Annotated in this window: 14 protein-coding genes; 10 read left to right on the top strand and 4 right to left on the bottom strand. The window is 68.8% G+C overall.

All coding sequences use genetic code 11. The features are described from left to right. The first annotated feature begins 71 nt into the window (after positions 1–71). A complete protein-coding gene (locus tag BLU04_RS04950; protein ID WP_093282977.1) occupies positions 72–2069 on the top strand; it encodes an alpha-amylase family protein in 1998 nt (665 codons plus the stop codon). Between the two features lie 29 nt (positions 2070–2098). Here BLU04_RS04950 and BLU04_RS04955 read toward each other — a convergent pair whose 3' ends face one another. Next, on the bottom strand, positions 2099–2773 hold the full coding sequence (locus BLU04_RS04955; RefSeq protein WP_093282979.1) for a hypothetical protein: 675 nt from the start codon (positions 2771–2773) through the stop codon (positions 2099–2101). A 5-nt stretch (positions 2774–2778) separates the two neighbouring features. Further along, the gene (locus BLU04_RS04960; RefSeq protein WP_162274640.1) at positions 2779–3939 is read right to left on the bottom strand and encodes a LacI family DNA-binding transcriptional regulator; all 1161 of its coding nucleotides are present in this window, start codon (positions 3937–3939) and stop codon (positions 2779–2781) included. A 121-nt stretch (positions 3940–4060) separates the two neighbouring features. Between BLU04_RS04960 and BLU04_RS04965 the strand changes: the two genes are divergently transcribed. From BLU04_RS04965 to BLU04_RS04975, 3 genes are all read left to right on the top strand, one after another. After that, entirely contained in the window at positions 4061–4918 is an 858-nt protein-coding gene (locus tag BLU04_RS04965) for a helix-turn-helix domain-containing protein (protein WP_093282985.1), read from the top strand. Between the two features lie 118 nt (positions 4919–5036). Then, positions 5037–5867, top strand: a complete 831-nt coding sequence (locus BLU04_RS04970; RefSeq protein ID WP_093282988.1) for a PEP-CTERM sorting domain-containing protein — start codon at positions 5037–5039, stop codon at positions 5865–5867. A gap of 102 nt (positions 5868–5969) precedes the next feature. Further along, entirely contained in the window at positions 5970–7109 is a 1140-nt protein-coding gene (locus BLU04_RS04975) for a glycosyl hydrolase (RefSeq protein WP_093282991.1), read from the top strand. Between the two features lie 266 nt (positions 7110–7375). Here BLU04_RS04975 and BLU04_RS04980 read toward each other — a convergent pair whose 3' ends face one another. Further along, positions 7376–8764, bottom strand: a complete 1389-nt coding sequence (locus tag BLU04_RS04980) for a GH1 family beta-glucosidase (RefSeq protein ID WP_093282994.1) — start codon at positions 8762–8764, stop codon at positions 7376–7378. 38 nt (positions 8765–8802) lie between these two features. Next, positions 8803–11076, bottom strand: coding sequence for a sugar-binding protein (locus BLU04_RS04985; protein ID WP_093282996.1), 2274 nt, complete (start codon positions 11074–11076; stop codon positions 8803–8805). 159 nt (positions 11077–11235) lie between these two features. Here BLU04_RS04985 and vccB point away from each other — a divergent pair, with 159 nt between their 5' ends. From vccB to BLU04_RS05015, 6 genes are all read left to right on the top strand, one after another. Further along, complete coding sequence (vccB, locus tag BLU04_RS04990) at positions 11236–11679, top strand: Verru_Chthon cassette protein B (RefSeq protein WP_093282999.1); 444 nt, start codon at positions 11236–11238, stop codon at positions 11677–11679. A gap of 7 nt (positions 11680–11686) precedes the next feature. Continuing rightward, on the top strand, positions 11687–12736 hold the full coding sequence (locus BLU04_RS04995) for a hypothetical protein (RefSeq protein ID WP_093283003.1): 1050 nt from the start codon (positions 11687–11689) through the stop codon (positions 12734–12736). 394 nt (positions 12737–13130) lie between these two features. Next, positions 13131–15884 (top strand): Verru_Chthon cassette protein A, encoded by a 2754-nt coding sequence (gene vccA, locus BLU04_RS05000; RefSeq protein ID WP_255360068.1) that lies wholly within the window; start codon positions 13131–13133, stop codon positions 15882–15884. A 34-nt stretch (positions 15885–15918) separates the two neighbouring features. Further along, positions 15919–16560, top strand: coding sequence for a Verru_Chthon cassette protein D (vccD, locus tag BLU04_RS05005; RefSeq protein WP_157895136.1), 642 nt, complete (start codon positions 15919–15921; stop codon positions 16558–16560). A 108-nt stretch (positions 16561–16668) separates the two neighbouring features. Continuing rightward, positions 16669–18078, top strand: a complete 1410-nt coding sequence (locus tag BLU04_RS05010; protein WP_093283010.1) for an FAD-dependent oxidoreductase — start codon at positions 16669–16671, stop codon at positions 18076–18078. 39 nt (positions 18079–18117) lie between these two features. Beyond that, complete coding sequence (locus BLU04_RS05015) at positions 18118–19542, top strand: MFS transporter (protein WP_093283013.1); 1425 nt, start codon at positions 18118–18120, stop codon at positions 19540–19542. Positions 19543–19548: the final 6 nt, after the last annotated feature.

Raw genomic sequence — 19548 nt, forward strand, 5'->3', positions numbered from 1 at the left:
GTCGTAAAAATACATAAATCGGGCTCCCCTAGCCATACTCAAATGGGAGTGCGTTCGGCAGGCTTGATCCCATGCGTCAACGCCAGGTCCACCTCGATTTCCACACCTCGCCCTTTATCCCCGACGTCGCTTCGGAGTTCGACGCCCGCGCCTTCGCGAAGACGTTCCGGGAGGCCCACGTCGACAGCGTGACGGTCTTCGCGAAATGCCATCACGGCCAGTCCTATTACCCGACGAAGGTCGGGACGATCCATCCCGCCCTCGGAGGTCGCGACCTCCTCGGCGAGATGATCGAGGCGCTCCACCGCGAGGGGATCCGCGCGCCGGTCTACACGACCGTCGCCTGGGAAGAGGATGTGGCCGACAAGCATCCCGAGTGGCGGCAGATGCGGGCCGACGGGACCTTCGCCCGCTGCGGGAACGCCGACCCGAACCTCCCGCCCCATCCCGGCGGATGGCGGTACAACAACTTCCTTCATCCCGATTACCAGGACTACATCGAGGCCCACGTCCGCGAGTTGCTGGCGGGATACGAGGTCGACGGCCTTTTCTTCGACATCCTCTTCTTCGACGGGCGGTCGTGCTGGAGCGAGGCGAGCCGGACGTTCCGGGCGAAGCACGGCCTCCTTGCCGACGACCGGGAGACCCAGGTCCGCTTCGAGAGCCTCGCCCAGGCCGCCTTCTGCGGGCGCTTCACGAAGCTGATCCGGGGGCTGAACAGGGAGGCGACGCTCTTCTACAACTCGACGAACCCGATCTTCACCGACTCCCGCTTCGGCGTCCGCTCCCGACACGCCCTCCAGAGCCATTGGGAGCTCGAGTCGCTCCCCTCGGGCTTCTGGGGCTACCAGCACTTCCCCCGCCTCGCGCGGGCCTTCGGCAGCTGGGGGAAGCCGTGGCTCGGGATGACGGGCCGGTTCCAGAAGATGTGGGGCGACTTCGGCGGGCTGAAGCCGCTCCCGGCGCTCGAGTACGAATGCTTCCGCTCCCAGGCCCTCGGCGGGGCGAACTCGGTCGGCGACCAGCTCCCGCCGCGCGGCACGCCCGACGCGGGGGCCTACGACCTCATTGGTGCCGTCTACGCCGCGTGCGAGAAGGCGGAGCCGTTCTACGCGGGCTCGGTCCCGCTGCCCCGCGTCGGCATCGTCGCCCCCGGCCATCCCGCTCTCCCGGGCGACGAGACCGACAAGGCGCTCGAGGGGGCGGTCCAGATCTGCGAGGAGGCCCATTACGACGCCGTCGTCCTCGACGACGCGGGGAAGCTCGATTCCAGCGTGGCCCTCGTCCTCCTCCCCGACTCGGTCGTCTTCACCCCCGCGTTGCGGAAGCGCCTCGCGGCCTTCGTCGCCCGGGGCGGGAAAATCGTCTTCTCCGGCCGGAGCGGTTTCGCCGCCGACGGCACGTGCGGGGTTCCCGGCGCGGCGCTGCGGCGGACCGGGACCGTCGAGCTCTACCCGACTTATTGGCGGACGAAGGCGGCCTTCTCCCCGGCCCTGGCCCGGAGCGAGCGGGTCGTCTACCTGCCGGGGGAAAACATCGTCGCCGGAAAGGGGGCGACGATCTGGGTCGAGCGGGTCCTTCCTTATTTCAAGCGGACCGACCTCACCTTCTCCTCCCACTTCCAGACGCCGCCCCGGGCGCAGGCCGACGCCCATCCCGCCGTCGTCGGCGGAAAGCACTTCGCCTACTTCGCCGACCCGGTCTTCCGCGAGTATCGCCAGTCGGGGAACATCGCGGTGCGCGACGGCTGCCTGGAGGCGATCGCCCGCCTCATCGGGCCCGCCCCCTTCGGCGCGGGCCTGCCGTCGACGGTCCTCGCGGTTCCCCGCCGCCGGGGCCGCGACCTCCTCCTCACGCTCCTCCACTACATCCCGACGCGGAAGGCCCTCGACATCGACATGATCGAGGAGCGCTCTTCCTTCGCCGGGGAACGGCTGCGGCTCCCGCCGACGGCGAAGGAAGTCGTCGATTTCGAGACCAGCCTCCCGCTGCCGCGCGGCGACGACGGGGCGTTTCTGCTGCCCGCGAAAAAAGGCCGCCTGCTCCTTTCCGTGCCGCGTTTCTTTTGAGGGCTGCCGCCCAAAGTGCAGACCAGACTCTAAGGCGCCGGTGCGGGGGTCGAGGCGATGTGAAGGGTGAAGGTGCCGCTGCCGGGATGGGGGGCCAGGAGGTAGGAGAAGGTCCAGGAGAAGGCGGCCCAGGAGGCGCTGCGGAAATCGGTGAGGCCCTGCGTCTCCGAGGGGGCGGCGAGGGAGAGACGGGCCCCGGCGGGGGTGACGAGGAGGAAGGGGCCGGGTTGCCGGGTCTCGATGAATTTGCCGCCGGGTTCGCGGGGGAAAGGCTTGAGGACGGTTTCCGAACCCGGGGAGGCGTTGAAGGCGTAGCGCCCGCCGTCGCGGAAGGGGACGACGGGGATCATCATCGGGAACCAGAGGCCGCGCGCCGTGGCGGGCATCCCGGCGTAGGTGCAGACGAGGGTCCCTTCCTTTTCCAGGGCATAGCGGAAGGTCGCCCCGCACGGATAGGGGACGGTGAGGGTGGCGGCGTCGGAGACGAGCCGGGCGCGGATCGGGTTTTCCCACGGGCCGTCGGCCTCCGGGACGATCTGGGGGAGCTCGAGGACGAGTTCGCCGAAGCCGGGGGCCTTGATGTGGATGCCGATGGAGAGGTGGTCGACGCGCGGGTCGGGATTCAGCGCGGAGAGGGAGAGGGCCTCGTCGGCGCGGAGGGTGCCGGTGGCGAGGAGAAGCGGGATGAGGAGCAGAAAGCGCATCGCCCCTAGGATGAGGCGGGGGCGGAGGAGGAGGGAGTTTTTCGTCGCGAGACAGTCAAGGAGGCGGGGCCGGCGGTCCCCGGTTTGACCTGCGTCTTGTTCTTGGCGGTCCGCTTGTTTTTTTGCCCGGGCGGCGGCAGGAGGCGGGGGAGGGTCGGGCCGTCGCGCCAGGCGCCGTCGAGCTGGACGGTCTTGGCCTCGGCGGGGAGGCCGAATTCGTTGTTCTGGAGCTGGGTGACGACGAGGTCGACGGCGGCGGCGGCGACGGAGCGCGGCTGCTGGTCGATCCCGGCGAGCGCCTCGGTGCCGGGCGTGAGGGGAAGGTCGAGGCAGGCGTAGCCGATCCCGGCGGGGAGGCGGAGGGCGGCGTCGCGCAGGAGGGCGAGGGGCTCCACCTGGTTGCCGATGACGGCGTCGGGCCGGTGGCGGCGGACCCACTCGGCGAAGGCCTTCCGGTTCCATTCCTCGGCGGTGAAGGGCGGGATCCGCTCGGCTGCGGGGAGGGTATGGTGGTGGACGTAGTAGGCGGCGAGCCAGGCGTGGCTGACTCGGTTTTCCTGCCCGGCGACGTTGGCGTAGCCGATGCGCCGGTAGCCGAGCTGCTTCAGCCGGTGGAGCGTCATCCCCATCCCGTTGTAGTGGGAATGGGTGGTGCGATGGAGCTGGGGCCGGACGATGGTGTAGCTGATGGCGGCGGCGGCGAAGCGGGACCAGTCGAGGGAGAAATGGCCCTGCGGCCGGAGGAGGGGGGCGAGGACGAGGCCCCGGATGCCCCGCGTGTAGAGGATGTTCCCGAGGCGCTCGGCGGTCAGCCGCGGCTCGCGGGCCCAGAGGTGCTCCAGGTCGTAGCCGAGGTGGGAGGCGCGGGCCGAGGCCCCCTCGAAGAAGGCGACGTCGTTCGGCGAGACGCGCCATCCCTCGCGCTGCGGCCAGAAGGTGAGGTAGACGAGTTTCTCGGCGGTGCGGCGGCTGCGCGAGGTCCGCAGCTGGTTCATGAGGGTGGCGACGAGGGGGTCGGTCCGGTAGCCCTGCCTCTCGGCCAGCTTCTTGATCCGTTCCCGCGTCAGGGCGGGGATGCTGGGATGGTTCCGCAGGCTGAGGGAGACGGTGGTCCGGGAGACGCCCGCCAGCGCGGCCAGTTGACGGATGGTGGGGGTCGCTCTCACGGGCGGGGGGGAGCATGCCCGATTCCGGGCCGCCGGTTCAAGGGGCAAACGGCAGGTCCGCCCCGGGACCGGCGGAGCGCCCCATTGTCATCGTCCCGGAAAGGGACTATGAAGGGAGGGAGTGAGTTCGTCGTTCTATCAACTCCAGCTCGAGGACTGGTCCCGCCTCCGGGTCGAGCTGGCCTGGGTCTACGACGGTCCGGTCGAGGCGGCCTACCTGGAGGAGAGCTCCCCCCACTACGGGCAGTCGATCTTCCTGATCCGCAGCGGCGGGGTCACCGTCCGCGCCGACGGGCGGGCCGAGGCGAAGCCGGGCGATTGGGTCCTGCCCCGGCAGGGGCCGCGCCGCCAGACCTTCGCCCCCGGCACCCACATCCTCTCGATCCACCTCAACCTCCACTGGCCGGGCGGGAAGCCGCTCTTCGACTGGAAGACGGCGCTCGTCTTCCCCTCGGCGCGGTTCCCGCAACTGGAGGTCCACTCCCGCAGGCTCGAACGGCTGGTGGGGAAGGAGTTCCCCGGCGCGCGCCAGGACCTCCGCTACCGGCCCGCCTCGCTCGCCGTCGATTGCCGCCTCCGCCGCCACTTCGCGGCGTGGTTCGAGGTCTATTGCCGCGTCATGGAAGGGCTGGGAGTGAAGCCGTCGCAGATGGGCTCGATCGACCCGCGCGTCCTCGGGATCGTCGAATACCTCGACCACGCCTCCTTCGCCCTGCCGTGCCGGGAGGGCGACCTCGCGGCGAGGGCGGGCCTCAGCATCAGCCAGCTGAACCGGCTTTTCCTCCGCCACTTCGGCCTGACGCCGCGCCGCTACCTCGAGAAGCGCCGCCTCGACAACGCCCTCGTCCAGATCCACCGCAGCCGCCCGGTGAAGGAGATCGCCTACGAGCTCGGCTTCAAGTCCCTCCCCCATTTCTCCGCCTGGTTCCGCCAGCGGACCGGCTCCTCCCCCACGGCGGTGCGGCGGGGCGATGGGTAGGATCCCCCTTGGTAGTCTGGGGGATGCTACTCGGTGGTGACCGGATTTCGACACTCTTTGCTTAAAAGGGGCAACCGTCCCGAATGGAGTACCTACGCCTAAAGGTTAAAGTGGGGTAATGCAAACGTCCCCCGTCTCGGCCTTCGGAAGCCCTCGTTTCCTTCGCTCCCGGGCCTTCCTCCCCCTCTTCCTCGCCGCCTGCTGGGCGGCCTCGGCGCTCCCCGCCCGGGCGGTGCTCCTCGAGTACTGGGATTTCAATAATGTCAGCCGCGCCTACAGCGCTCCCAATATCGGCCTCTTCTCTACCTCGGGCGGCAATGGCGAACTCTACGACGTGAACGCCAAGACCCTGTCGAGCAACAGCGCCAATGGAGCGATCTTCACCACCGGAAGCCTTAATCTCAGCAATGTGTTGGGAACCTATGGCGGATCGACCAGCTCTGCGCCTGCTTGGGGTGCGTATGTCGGCGCCACGCCCACGAATACGTACACGGGCGATACGACGGGCAGCTCCCTTCTCATCGTGAATTCGATCAACAACGATGTCGATAAGCTGACCTTCTCCCTGACCAGCACCGGTTACACCTCGTTGACGTTCACGGCGTCGGAACGGCTCAGCTTCAATTCGACGAGCTTCCTTAGCACTATCGCGTGGTCCTACAGCACCGATGGGACGACGTGGACTTCGATCACGCCCAGCGGATCGATCGGCTTGAATTCGAGTTACGGGACGTTGACCCTCGCCCTGCCCGGCACGCTCGACAATCTTTCGACCTTCTACATTCAAGAAGAGCTCGATTTCAAGACGACTCAGGGCAGCTTCGCCATCGACAACGTCCAGCTCAACGGCACCGCCCTCGCCGTGCCGGAGCCCTCGACCTGGGCCCTTCTCTTCCTCGGCGGCGGGCTGCTGCTGTGGAGGGCGCGCCGCCGCGCCGTCCGCGCCTAGAAAGGCGCGGGCCGACTCTCGTTTGATTGACTGTCCACCCCAGGGTGATTTGCGGGGGCCTCTCCCGTCGATGCTAGCCTTGTGATAACCTCCCCCCACCCGATGCACCTCCGCCGCCTTCTCCCCCTCCTTTCCCTCTTCCTCCTCGCCGTCCCGGCGCGGGCGCAGGAGGCGGCCCCCGCTCCGGCGGCAGGCGGCCTCCTCCCGGTCAACGACAACACGGCGCCGCCCTACTTCGCCGTCTACCGCTGGGGCCAGGGCGGCGTCGGCAAGGGGCTCTACGACGCCTACGGGCCGTGGCTGAACCGGAAGGTGATGTGGGCCGAGGACTTCATGCCGAGCGAATCGTGGGACAAGGTCGAGGGCCAGGAATGGCAGCTCGGCACGTGGAAGGGTTGGGTGCAGAAGCAGGCGGGCCGCCGCCTCGTCCTCAGCGTCCCGCTCCTCGTCGGACCGTGGGACGGCAAGGGGCCGAAGGCGGGTCCCGGCGCGGGCGTCGCCGTCTCCCTCGCCGAGGGGGCGAAGGGAACATACAATGTCTACTTCCAGCACCTCGCCGAGAACCTGGTGAAGCAGCACCTGGGCGACACGATCCTCCGCCTTGGCTGGGAATTCAACGGCGGCTGGTACCAGTGGCGCGCGCAGAAGGAGCCCGAGGCGCTCAACTTCGCCGCCTACTTCAAGCAGATCGTCACGACGATGCGGGCCGTCCCCGGCGCGGAGAACCTGAAGTTCTGCTGGAACCCGGCGATGGAGCCGTGGTGGCCCTACTCCCCGGAGAAGGCGTGGCCCGGCGACGACGTGGTCGACTACGTCGGCGTCGACGTCTACGACCAGTCGTGGCAGAAGGAGACCTATCCCTTCCCCGAAGGGGCCGACGCGGCGACCCTCGCGGCGCGGCAGCAGAAGACGTGGGAGACCACGACGAACAGCCTCGGGAAGATGGGCCTCCCGTACTGGAAGAAATTCGCCGCCGACCACGGCAAGCCCCTCGCCATCCCCGAGTGGGGCGTCTGCCAGCGCCAGGACAAGCACGGCGGCATGGACAACGCCTACTTCATCGAGCAGATGTTCCGCTTCATCCACGACCCGGCGAACAACGTCTTCTTCCACTGCTACTTCGACGTGGGCGCGCCCGACGGGGACCACCAGCTTTGCCCGAATCCGAACAACGACAAGAAGACCCAGTTCCCGCTGGCGGCGGCGAAGTATGTGGAGTTGTTTGCGCTGCCGGGGCAGTAGGGGGGAGCGGGGGGGGAGCGGCCCTTCGGGACTTGCGGGGTCGGCCCTGTACAGGTGGAGGCGATCCGCTTTATAGCCCAAGAGGGGCTTCGCCCCTCCTCGAACCTCCCCTTCGGAGGGCCTTAGCTAGGCGGACGCGCTTTGGCGGCGCCTCGTCTCTTCACTGGATTAAAATTGGATGGTTCCGGTACGTCCGAGGGTACGGATTGCGGGGGGAGACGGAACCCATACGCCCAGACTCCCATTGGGAGAAGGAGGGGGGGCGGTTAAAGGGTGGCTCCGTGGCTGCGGATCACGTCTCGGTACCAGTAGCCGGAGTCTTTCACGGTCCGCTTCTGCGTGGCGTAGTCGACGTGGATCAGTCCGAAGCGGGCCTTGTAGCCTTCGGCCCACTCGAAGTTGTCGAGGATCGACCACTCGAAGTAGCCGCCGAGGGGGATCCCTTCGAAGGCCGCCCGCTTGAGGCCCTGGAGGTAGCGGTGGAGGAAGTCGATCCGCTGGGGGTCGTGGACTTTGCCGTCGAGGGAGGGCCAGTCGAGGTTGCAGATGCCGTTCTCGGTGACGACGAAGGGGATCTGTCCCTGGCCGTACCGCTCCGTCTGGAACCGCGCCGTCCAATAGAGGGCGTCGGGGGTGACCTGGAGCCAGTCGAGTTGGCCGGTGGCGCTGCCGTCGGCGTAGGGGATCTCCTCCGGCTTGCCGTTTTCCCCCGCCTTCACGTAGCTCCCGCCGTAGCAGTTGATCCCGATGAAGTCGATCGGGCGGGCGATCGCCCGGAGGTCGGCGTCGGAGAGGCCGGGCCAGTCGGGGCCGTAGACGGCGGCGACTCCTTCGGGCTCCTTGCCGAGGTAGAGCGGATCGGCCCAGACGCTCTGGCCCCAGAACGCGCCGGGGATGAGGTCGAAGTAGTTCTTCCGCGCCGCCTCGATGTCGGCGGGGTTCGTCTCGTCGAGCGGCATGCGGGCGCTGCCGTGGAGGGCGAGGCCGATCTTCGACGCGGCCCCCCGGGGGCTGTGGGCGCGGATCGCGTCGACCGCCGCGCCGTGGCCGAGAAGGACGTGGCGGTAGGCCTTGCCGAGGCGGGGGAGCGCGTAGCGGTAGCCGGGGGCGTGGTTGGCCGAGCTGTAGCCGAGATTGAGGAAGCACTGGGGCTCGTTTAGGGTCATCCAGTGGGCGACGCGGTCGCCGAGGCGGGCGGCGACGAGGGCGGCGAAGTCGCCCATCCACTTCGGGCTGTCGGGGTTGAGCCAGCCGCCCTGCTCGTGGAGGGCGAGGGGGTAGTCCCAATGGAAGAGGGTGACCCACGGCGTGATCCCGGCGTCGAGGATCGTGTCGACGAGGCGGTCGTAGAAGGCGAGGCCCTTCTCGTTGGCCGCGCCCTTCCCCTGCGGGAGGACGCGGGGCCAGCTCACCGAGAGGCGGTAGGACTGGAGGCCGATCTCCTTCATCAGTGCGACGTCCTCGGGGTAGCGGCGGTAGTGGTCGCAGGCGACCTCGCCGGTGTGGCCGAGGTAGGTCTTGCCCGGCTCGCGGGAGAAGGCGTCCCAGATCGAGGGCCCCTTGCCGTCCTCGTTCCACGCGCCCTCGATCTGATAGGCGGCGGCGGCGGCGCCCCAGGTGAAGTCGGGAGGGAAGGGAGAGGAGGGGGAGGTCATGTCTGGCGGGGTGGGTGGTTTGGGAAAATCGAGGAGGATCAGGGAAGGAGTTTCAGTCGGCCCCAGCGGGTGCGGTCGCCGGAGTTCTTGTCGGTGCCGTTCCACATGAGCTGGGCGCGGCGGTTCCTGCCGTCGGCGCTGTCGTTGACGCCGAGGTCGAAGCGGAATTCGATGCCGGGCCGGGGCGGGGAGGCGAGGCCGAGGGCGGCCCACGGGATCGCCGCCTCGATGGTGCAGCCGCTCCCGCCCGGGACGACGACGGCCTCGACGGGGGTCTGCTGCTCCGCCGTCCGGCCCGCGAAGTGGACGGCGGCCTTCCCCGGCCCCGTCGCGCCGACGAGGAGGTGGCGGTCGGTGAAGCGGAGGGGGCCGCCCGCGCCGACCTCCTCGGTGCCGAGGAAGATCTCGAGGCCGTCGCCGAGCCAGAGCGCGGCCCCTTTCTGGCCGTAGCCGTTCCGCATCGGCGTCGGGTCGGTCACGTCGGCGAGGAGATAGAGGTTCGCGTCGTCCCAGCAGAGCTTGAAGGTGGCGGCGAAGGTCTGGCCGTTCACGACGACGCCCTGGACGAGGCGGCTCGCGGGGACGATCTCGGGCGGGATGCCGGGCCAGTTTTTCGTCGTCCCGTCGACGCGGACGGGACCGGTGGCGCGGGGGGCGGTCGTCGTCTTGGTGTCGCCTCCCGCGGTCGAGAAGCGCGGGTTGTCGAAGGCGAACGGTTTCTTCCCGTCGAGCCAGACGGCGTAGATCGCGTCGTTCGTCTCGATCATGGGGGCGAGGGCCTCCTTGTAGGGGCGGCCGGTGACGCCGAGGAGGCCGCAGTTCGCCCGCTCGCCGCCGGGCCCCTCGAACCAGCGGCCCGAGGCCGCCTCGTCGATCAGCTGGAACCATTCGACCCCGACGACGCAGCCGAGCGCGGCGGCCTGCTCGACGTAGTTCCGGTAGGCGAGGCCGCGCTCCCGCTGGCTTGAGACGGAGCGGCCGCCGGAGAGGCCCGAGTCGGCGTCGGAGGCCCAGTAGAATTCGCTCAGCAGGAGCGGCTTCCCGGCCCACCCGGCGATCCGCTTCAGCAGGTCGCCGTCGACGGCGTCGGTGTAGTAGTTGAACGACATCACGTCGACGTACTTCCCGGCGATCCGGCAGAGTTGCTCGTCGTTGATCGTCCCGGGCTGGAAGCGGCTGCCGAGGAGGAGGTGGCGGCTGTCGTACCGGTGGAACGTCTCGGCGACGAGGCGGTAGTAGGCCTCCTCGAAGCGGCCCGTGAAGGCGTGAAGGTCGTCGAAGGCGGCGCGGGTCGAGGCGGGGAGGGCGGTGTCGCCGAGGGCGTCGAACGAGGGGGCTGCCATCCCCCACGCGGCGTTGAAGGCGGCGAGGGTTCCGTACTTCTCCCGCAGGAAGGCGACGAGTTCCCGCTTGCAGGCGTGGTCGGCCTTCAGCGCGGGGATGACCTTCGGGAGGTCCTCGTAGAGCGGCTCGTTCGCGAGGAACCAGCCGACGAGGAGGGGATCGTCCCTCCGCGCGGCGACCGACTTCGCGAAGGAGCGGTCGATCCGTTCCCGGTTCGCCGCCTCGAAGGGATCCCACGCGCCCGGGATGCCGGGGAGGGCGGGGATGCCCGCCGTGCCGGGATCGAGCGGGAGGTGGGCGACGTAGGGCATCGCCTGCGCCTGGACGGCGGGAGGAAGCGGGGAGAACGCGCCGATCGCGTTGAAGCCCCACTGGCGGAGCCAGTCGATCATCCGCACCTCGAACTCGGCGGGATCGTGGGGGTGGTCGAACTTGCGGATCTCGTTGGCGAGGTAGAAGGAGAAGACGCCGGGGTTGCCCTCGCGCCAGGCCGACGGGTAGCGATCGGCTCCGTCGGCCGGGGGGAGCCACGCGAAGTCGCCCTCGCGGCCCTTCGTCACGGTGTAGGTGTCGCCGATGGCGACGCCGCAGACGCCGAGGTGGAAGTAGGCGTTCCCCAGCGGATCGACGAGGAGCCAGCGGTTCCCCTTTTTCTCCGTGTGGAAGAAGCCGTTGGCGGCGAGGCCGAGCTTCGCGCCGCTCCCGGGCAGGCCGCCGAAGGCGTCGAGGGTCGGGCGGGCGCGGGAGGCGAGGGCGTCGTGATAGGCGCGGTCGGCCCCGATGTCGGCGCGGAGCTCGGCCTCGGTCGCGACCTTCCCCGGCCAGGCGCCCGCAACGGGCTGGCCGAAGGCGTCGAGCGCGGCGCGGGCGGGGAGGAGCGGGAAAAAGGGCGAAGCGAGGAGAAGGGCCGCGCCGAGGCCGCGCCGGAGCGGAGAGAGGGGAGACGCGGGGCGTGCGGACGCTTGCATGGACGGTCCACTCTCGCAGGTTTCGGGTCGAAATCCAAGGCCGGGTGGGTGGACAGTCAAACGGGGGGTTTTCCCTGGTGCTGCCTTGAGTGTTTTTAGGTTGACTGTCAAACGGGTCGGGATTCGCAAAGGCCCCCCGGTTTGGCAATAATTGCAATCATGTCGAATCGCGCGAAAGGTTTTCGTTTTACCGAGCGGGGCTTCAGCCTCATCGAGGTCGCCCTCTCGCTCGGGATCGTGAGCTTCGCGATGGTCAGCCTCCTGGCGCTCATCCCCGTCGGCCTCGGCTCCTTCCAGAAGGCGATGAAGCTGACCGTCGAGGCCCAGATCGTCCAGGGCATCACCGCCGACCTCGGCCTGAAGAAATACAGCGACCTCGCCCCCGTCGACTATTTCTACGACGTCCAGGGCCTCCCCGTCACCTCGGCCTCGGGCCGCGTCTACACGGCCTCCCTTTCCTTTCGCAACGGATTGAGCAATGTGAAGGGGGCCGAAACCCTCGACACGGCGGCGGGCACCCTCGCCACCATCGACATCACCAGCACGGCCAGTCCCGGACAGGTCCGCCATTACACCGTCCTCGTCGCGAACAATGGGCAGTAGCCTTTCCATGACGGGTCCCCGCCGGGACGCGCGTCTGCGGGCGTCGCGTCATCCCGGCCTTCCTCCCCGCCCCCTCCGGTCGGCCTTCACCCTCGTCGAGGTGATGGTCGGGATGGGGGTCCTCCTGATCATCATGGTCCTCATCCTCGGGATCATCAACGCGACGAGCCGCGCCTGGACCTCCTCCGTCGCCCGCATCGAGTCGTTCCAGGACGCCCGCGCCGCCTTCGAGGCGGTGACCCGCGCCCTTTCCGGGGCGACGCTGAACACCTACAGCGAGGTCACCTACGGCGGCTCCGTCCCCACCGGTTACGGCCGCGCCTCCGACCTCCAATTCGTCTCCGGCAGCGCCGCGGCGACGGGGGTGGCCGGGCAGCTCGGCCACGCCGTCTTCTTCCAGGCCCCGCTCGGCTACACCTCGGACAGCGCCGACGCCCCGCTCAACGGCCTCCTCAACGTCTGCGGATTCTACCTCGACTACTCCCGCAACTCCCTCCGCCCGGCCTTCCTCGACACGATCCTCGGCGCCCGCTCGAATCCCTACCGCTTCCGCCTCCACCAGGTCCTCCAGCCCTCGGAGTCCCTCGCGATCTACGCCCATCCCGCCGACAAGAAGTGGATCGCGCTCGCCCTCGCCGATTCCCGCCAGTTCGCCGCCAACGTCGTCGCCCTCGTCATCGTCCCGGAGAATCCGACGGAGGGCGGGATGGGGGCGACCAGCACCTCGGCGGCCACCTCGGTCTCGAGCGGTTACGACTACGATTCCCGCAGTTCCTCGGCCGCCTCCGCCTACCAGAACCAGCTCCCCCCCGTCGTCGAGGTCTTCATGGCGGCGATCGACGAGGTCTCCGCGCAGAAGGTCTGCACCACCGGCCATGCGCCCGAGCTGGGGCAGAACCTCCTCTTCAAGACCCCGGCCACCCTCGAGGCCGACATCGCCGCCCTCGACGCCATCCTCAACGCCGCCGACGGGAACCGCGCCGGGAACCGCATTCCGTTGACCCACCGCTTTTTCCGTTCCAAAGTGGTCATCCAGGGGGCCAAATGGAGCGGCTGAACATGAACGGACCGTTTTCGCAGGGAGGCCGGAAGCCGCCGCGCGGGGTCGCCCTCCTCGTCGTGCTGGGAAGCCTCGTCTTCATCGCGGCGCTGATCCTCGCCTTCCTCTCCGGCGGCGGGTCGGAGATGCGGAGCTCGGCCACCTACGCCGAGGGCGGCCGCGTCGCCCTCCTCTCCCAGACGGCGGTGAACCTCCTCGAGGCCGAGCTCGTCGACGCCACGCGGGGAGTCGACGCGAAGGGGAACGACCTCGCCTGGGCGAGCCAGCCCGGGATGGTCCGCACCTACGACACCGCCGGTTCCCTCGTCAAATATTACAAGCTCTACTCCGCCGCCGCGATGGTCGGCACCGGCGCGGTCGATCCCGCCGCCGATCTCCAGGCGATGAAGAACTGGTACGCCGACACCGCCTACTACACCGACCTCAACGCCCCCGTCCACATCGGCGGGATCGACCGCTACCCGATCCTCGACGGCGCCCTCGTGAAGGATTCGACCGGGGCCTACACCTTCCCCACGGGAGGGTCGAACATCGCCCCCGCCGGGTTCAAGGTCACCGCGCCCCCCGTCGATCCCGCCGCCGCCATCGTCAACCGCGCCCCGTTCCCCGTCCAGTGGCTCCCCACGCCACCGACGACGACAGCCGGACCCCTTTCGACCGCCTCGTCGCCAACGCGGCGACCGTCAACCAGGTCCCCTACTACTTCACCCGTTCCGACTGGAAGAGCCCGAACGAGCTCGACCTCGACCAGAACCGCTCCGTCCTGGGCTACCTCCGCTTCCTCTGCGGCAAGTCGATCCCCGGCTTCGTCGGCAAGCTCTCCGACAAATACAGCGCCTCGAACACCAAGGGGACCGAGATCGACCAGATCCTCACCGAGATCTTCGACTACATCCGCTGCGTCAACCTCTGCGACACCTCGAAGGGGACCACCGGCTCCTTCAAGACCTTCACCCCCAGGCCGCCGGCCGCCGCCTCCGGCCAGGTCGTCCCGACCTACGATTCCAAGACCGACACGAAGGGCTTCGGCCGCTTCCCCACCCTCGCGAAGGCCGGCCTCTTCTTCATCGCCGCCGAGGACCCGAAGCACCTCACCACCGCCGCGACCTGGGCCGCGCCCGCCACGGGCAAGATCCGCGTCCAGGCGGCCCTCGTCTTCCAGCTCTTCGATCCCGGCCAGGGCTATCCCGGCCTCTACACCGACGTCAACCTCGCCGTGACCCCGAACCTGACCTGGGACTACGGGTCGATGTTCGGCTCCGGCACCCTGAACGCGGCGGGCAATTCCGGCACCTCCGCCGTGATGCGCTATTGGGGCGGCACCCTCGGCTTCCGCCTCCTCCGCTTCTATCCCTACGGCGGGAGCGGGAGCCCCCTCGTCACGAAGCTCGACTCGACCCATCTCACCGAATTCCCCGACGCGGCGAACGGCGGCGTGATCCACTTCAAGGGCGGGACGGTGAAGGTCGATCTTTCCTCGAACCTCGCGGGGACCTCGACCATCGTCCAGACGATCAACCTCACCTTCCCGGCGGGCGATTTCCCGGTCCCGAGCCTGGCCGCCGAGATCCCCACCACGATCCCCGTGCAGACGTCGTTCCAGATGTCGGGCGTCAACTACTACCCGAACGAGATGAGCTCCCGCCTCAGCCAGTCGAGCTTCGGCGGCGATCCGCGCGGCGACATCTTCACCTTCACCCAGAACGACGTCCTCCAGACCATCCAAAGCCCTTCGGGCGATTACCGCCTCGTCGCGGGCCTGCAGACCGTCTCCGCCGCCGAGGGCTCGCAGCTCTTCGTCGCCCACCCCGATTGGGGCAAGCAGGCGCAGGCCCACAGCTTCAAGGAGCCCGACGGCACCGACTACAACGGCGCCTCCATCGGCCTCCTCGCCCCCGTCTCCGCCACCGGCTACGCCAACAGCAGCAACGTCGCCAACCCCTCCTCCCTCCCCCCGCGCCGCTACAACAACACGAACAAGCCGACCTACAGCGGGGCGAAGCCGGGCTGGACCGTCTCCATCACCCCGGACGGGACGCCGCCCGGCCTCAACGGCTCCACCGCGGGGAGCACGGCTTCCTTCACGACCGGGAATCCTCCCGGCGACTGGGACAACGGCACGGGCAACGTCCCCGACGGGGCCTACATCAACCGGCCCGACGAGGCGACGAACGACAGCCCCTCCTACTTCCCGAACAACGTCCGGACGAACCTCGTCGACGGGACCCGCTTCTTCTCGGCGAACCGGCTGATGCCCTCGGCGGTCATGTTCGGCTCCCTGCCGACCGGGGTGATCGCGAGCGCCGTCGGCAACGCGCCCCAGCCATGGCAGACCCTCCTGTTCCATCGGGACCCGACGGGAAAGCACAAGGGAGCGCAGGCCCCGATGGACCACCTCCTCCTCGACCTCTTCACGATGCCCGTCATCGAGCCCTACGCCATCACGGAGCCCCTCTCCACCGACGGGCGGGTCAACATGAACTACCAGATCCTCCCCTTCACCTACATCAACCGGGACACCGGCGTCCGGGCCGTGCTGAAGTCGGAGCGGATGCTCGCCGTCGCGAACAAGTACGCGGGCCTCGGGCCGGGCGTCGTCGACCTCGCCGTCTACAAGCAGCTCTACACCGCGGGCGCGGTCCGGAAATACACCGTTTCCGACTTCCGCTTCGACATCAACGCCGACGAGACGCTGAAGGGCTTCCAGGCCCGCTTCGCCGCGAACGACCTCTTCCGTTCCGCGAGCGAGATCTGCGCCCTCGACCTCGTCCCGAACGACACCGGCGCGGCCTACGGCGGCACCACGATGCAGACCTACTGGGAGAACCACGCCCTCACCGGCGACAACAGCCGGGAGAAGCCCTACGCCGACCTCTATCCGCGCCTCACCACGAAATCGAACACCTTCACCGTCCACCTCCGCGTCCAGGCGCTGAAGCAGGCCGCCGGGGCCTCCGCCGACCCGGCGAAGTGGCGCGAGGGGGTCGACACCGTCACCGCCGAGTATCGCGGCTCCCGCGTCGTCGAGCGGTACGTCGATCCGGCCAACAAGCAGATCCCCGACTACACCAACACGGCGGTGAAGACCCCGCTGAGCCAGTTCTACCGCTTCCGCATCGTCGAGGCGAAATCGTTCCCCCAATAGCCTCATGCCCTGCCTCGCCCGCCCTTCCCGCGCCTTGCCTCCCAGGCCACGCCAATCAGGTGCCCCTCGCTTTTTCGGCGGCGCTGCCGCGACGGCCTTTTCCCTCGTCGAGGTGATGGTCGTCGTCGCCCTGGTCAGCCTTCTCGCCTTCTTCTCCCTCCCCGCCTTCCATTCGGCCCAGGCGGCCTCGAGCCTCGCCTCGTCGAAGCAGATTGTCGTCGCCGAGCTCAACCTCGCCCGCCAGACCGCCCTGTCCCGGGGCCTCGGCGTCGAGGTCCGCTTCTACGAGCTCCCCGGCTACGGCGAGCTGGCGCAGGCCGGCCCGTCGACCTTCCGGGCGATGCAGCTCTTCACCATCGACGGCGCGACGACCAACGTCCTCGACAAGGTCGCCTTCTTTCCCCGGCCCGCGAAGGGAAGCCCCGACCCGACGGCGTCGCCCCTCCTCCAGGGGGCCGCGGGCGGGACCTTCCGGCTTCCCGAGGTCGGGCTGAACTACCGCTACACCTCGCTCTTCTTCGCCCCGGACGGCTCGCTCCAGGGGCTGGGCTCGACGAACGTCTTCCTGACCCTCGTCCTCGATCACGCGCCGATCCGGGAGGGGAACCTCCCGGCGAATTTCGTCACGGTGCAGATCGATCCGCTGACGGGGCGGGTGTTCACCTACTCGCCGTAGGGGAATCGAACTTCCGCCGTCTCCATGCGCGGAATTGACAACCTTTTGCGAAAATTCCGACGCTCCTTGATCTCGCTCCGGGGCGGCGGGGGGGCGCACACTGGAACCATGTCTGCCGCCCCGTTCTCCTATTCGCTTCCGGCCCGCCCCATCCCGCTGGAGGGGGCCTGGGATGTCATCGTCGCCGGGGGCGGTCCCGCCGGGTGCGCGGCGGCGGCGGCGGCGGCCCGCGACGGAGCGAAGACGCTCCTCCTCGAGGCGACGGGGAGCCTCGGCGGCATGGGCACCTCGGCCCTCGTCCCCGCGTGGACTCCCTTCGGCGACGGCGAGCGGATCGTCTATCGCGGCATCGCCGGGAAGGTCTTCGAGGCGAGCAAGCGGGGCCTCCCCTATTCCAAGCAGGACGATGTCAACTGGGTCCCCATCGACCCGGAGCGGCTGAAGCGCATCTACGACGAGCTCGTCACCGAGGCGGGGGCCGAGGTCCGCTTCAACACGATGCTCGCCTCGGTGGAGCGGAAGGGGGAGAAGATCGACGCCCTCGTCGTCGCGAACAAGGGGGGCCTCACCGCCCTCCGCGCCAAGGTCTACATCGACGCCACGGGCGACGCCGACCTCTGCGCCTGGGGCGGCGTCCCGTTCCACAAGGGCGACGCGAAGGGGAAGAAGCTGATGCCCGCCACCCACTGCTTCTCCCTCTCCAACGTCGATATCGCGGCCCTGCAGCAAGGCCCCGCCCTCCACGCCTCGAACCCGGAGAGCCCGATCTTCGCGATCCTCAAATCGGGGAAATATCCCCTCATCCCCGACGCCCACATCTGCGTCTCCCTCATCGGGCCCGACACCGTCGGCTTCAACGCGGGCCATCTCTGGGACGTCGACGGCACCCGGCCCGAGACCGTCTCCCGCGCCCTCGTCCAGGGGCGGCGGATGGCCGCGCAATTCCGCGACGCCCTCGCCGAGTTCTTCCCCGCCGCCTTCGGCAACGCCTTCCTGGCGAACACCGGCTCCCTCATGGGGATCCGGGAGACCCGCCGCATCGTCGGCGACTACGAGCTGACGCTCGACGACTACGTCGCCCGCCGCGCCTTCGACGACGAGATCTGCCGCAACGCCTACTTCATCGACGTCCATTGGGCGAAGGACGAGATCGCCCTCAATCCCGAGGAGCACGAGAACTGGGACGCGAACTGCCTCCGCTACGGCAAGGGCGAGTCCCACGGCATCCCCTACCGTTCCCTCGTCCCGCAGGGGCTGGAGAACGTCCTCGTCGCGGGCCGCTCCATCTCGTGCGAGCAGATCGTCCAGGGGAGCGTCCGCGTCATGCCGGTCTGCCTCGCCATGGGCGAGGCGGCGGGGGCCGCCGCCGCCGAGGCGGCCCGGCTCCGCGAGGGGCGCGTCCGGCAGGTCGATGTCGGCGCCCTCCGGGAGCGGCTCCGCCGCGCCGGGGCCTATCTCCCGCCCCTCCCCTCGGAGGTCGAAAGTTTGGCCGGGGCTGAAGTCGGGGCGGCCGTTTAAGCCCGGCCCCGGTTCCGTGTTTCCCTTCGTCCTTCCTTGATGTCTTCCTCCCCCGAGATCCCGCCGGGCGACCGGATTCCGCTGCTGCAGAAAATCATGTTCAGCGCGGGCGGGACGATGGACTTCTTCTCGACCGGGCTCATCACCTCGGTTCTCTGGCTCCCCTACTTCAACATCGGCCTCGGGATCAGCCCGGCCCTCCTCGGCGTGGTCCTCATGGTGCTGCGCGGCTGGGACGCCTTCGTCGATCCGGTGATGGGGAATTTCTCCGACAACGCACGGACCCGCTGGGGCCGCCGCCGCCCCTTCATGGTCGTCGGCTCGGTCGCCACCGCCGCCCTCTCCCTCTTCATCTGGCGGCTCCCCGAGGGCCTCGGCGAGCACGGGAGGATCGCCTTCCTCATCGTCGTCGGCATGGCCTTCTATACCGGCTTCAGCGCGTGGTCGATGCCCTACTACAGCCTCCAGCTGGAGCTGACCCCGAACTACGACGAGCGGACCCGGCTGACCGCCTGGATGTCCCTCTTCAGCAAGTTCTCGGGCCTCCTCGCGGGCTGGGCCCTCGCCCTCGTCACCTCCGCCTGGTTCGCCGATCCGGCCACGGGGAAGCCCGACATCGTGAACGGCGTCCGCTCCTGCAGCGGCTATATCGCGGCGGCGATCCTCCTCGCCGGGATCGTCCCCGCCCTCTTCGTGAAGGAGCGTTATTACCTCGCCGAGACGCGGCACCAGGCGAAGGACCCCTTCCTCCAGAGCGTCCGGGAATCGGCCCGCTGCGGCCCCCTCTGGCTCCTCATCGGCATCTCCTTCTTCCTCGTCCTCGGCAGCGGCGCGGCGGGGACCCTCGGCCAGTACATCAACATCTATTACGTCAACGGCGGGAAGCTGGCCCACGCCTCGGTCGTCGGCGGGTGGATCTCGAGCGTCACCTTCCTCACCGGCATTCTGGCCATCCCCTTCTGGACGTGGGTGAGCGAGCGGCTCGACAAGAAGACCGTCCTGGCGATCCTCCTCTCGGGAAGCATGGCGGGCCACCTCCTCAACCTTCTCTGCCTCCGTCCCGGGCTGCCCTATCTCCAGCTCGTCCCCGGCGTCTTCAGCTCGATGGTCATCTCGGCGGTCTGGCTCTTCCTCCCCTCGATGAAGGGCGACGTCTCCGACTACGACGAGCTGCACAGCGCGCGGCGGCGCGAGGGCTCGCTCAACGCCTTTTACTCGTGGTTCATGAAGGCGGCCCTCACCGGCGCGGCGGGGCTCGGCGGCCTCCTCATCCAGCTCTCCGGCTTCCACGCGGCCTGGGCCGAGCAGCCGGGCGAGGTCCTCCAGCGGATGCGGTGGCTCTATCTCACCCTGCCCGTCCTCCTGTGGGGGGTCTCCCTCCTCTTCATCTGGAAGTATCCCCTGACGCGCCAACGGATGGGCGAAGTCCGCGCCGAGCTGGAACGCCGGCGCGGCACGCTCTGATTCCGA

The sequence above is a fragment of the Verrucomicrobium sp. GAS474 genome (assembly GCF_900105685.1).
GTDB lineage: Bacteria > Verrucomicrobiota > Verrucomicrobiia > Methylacidiphilales > GAS474 > GAS474.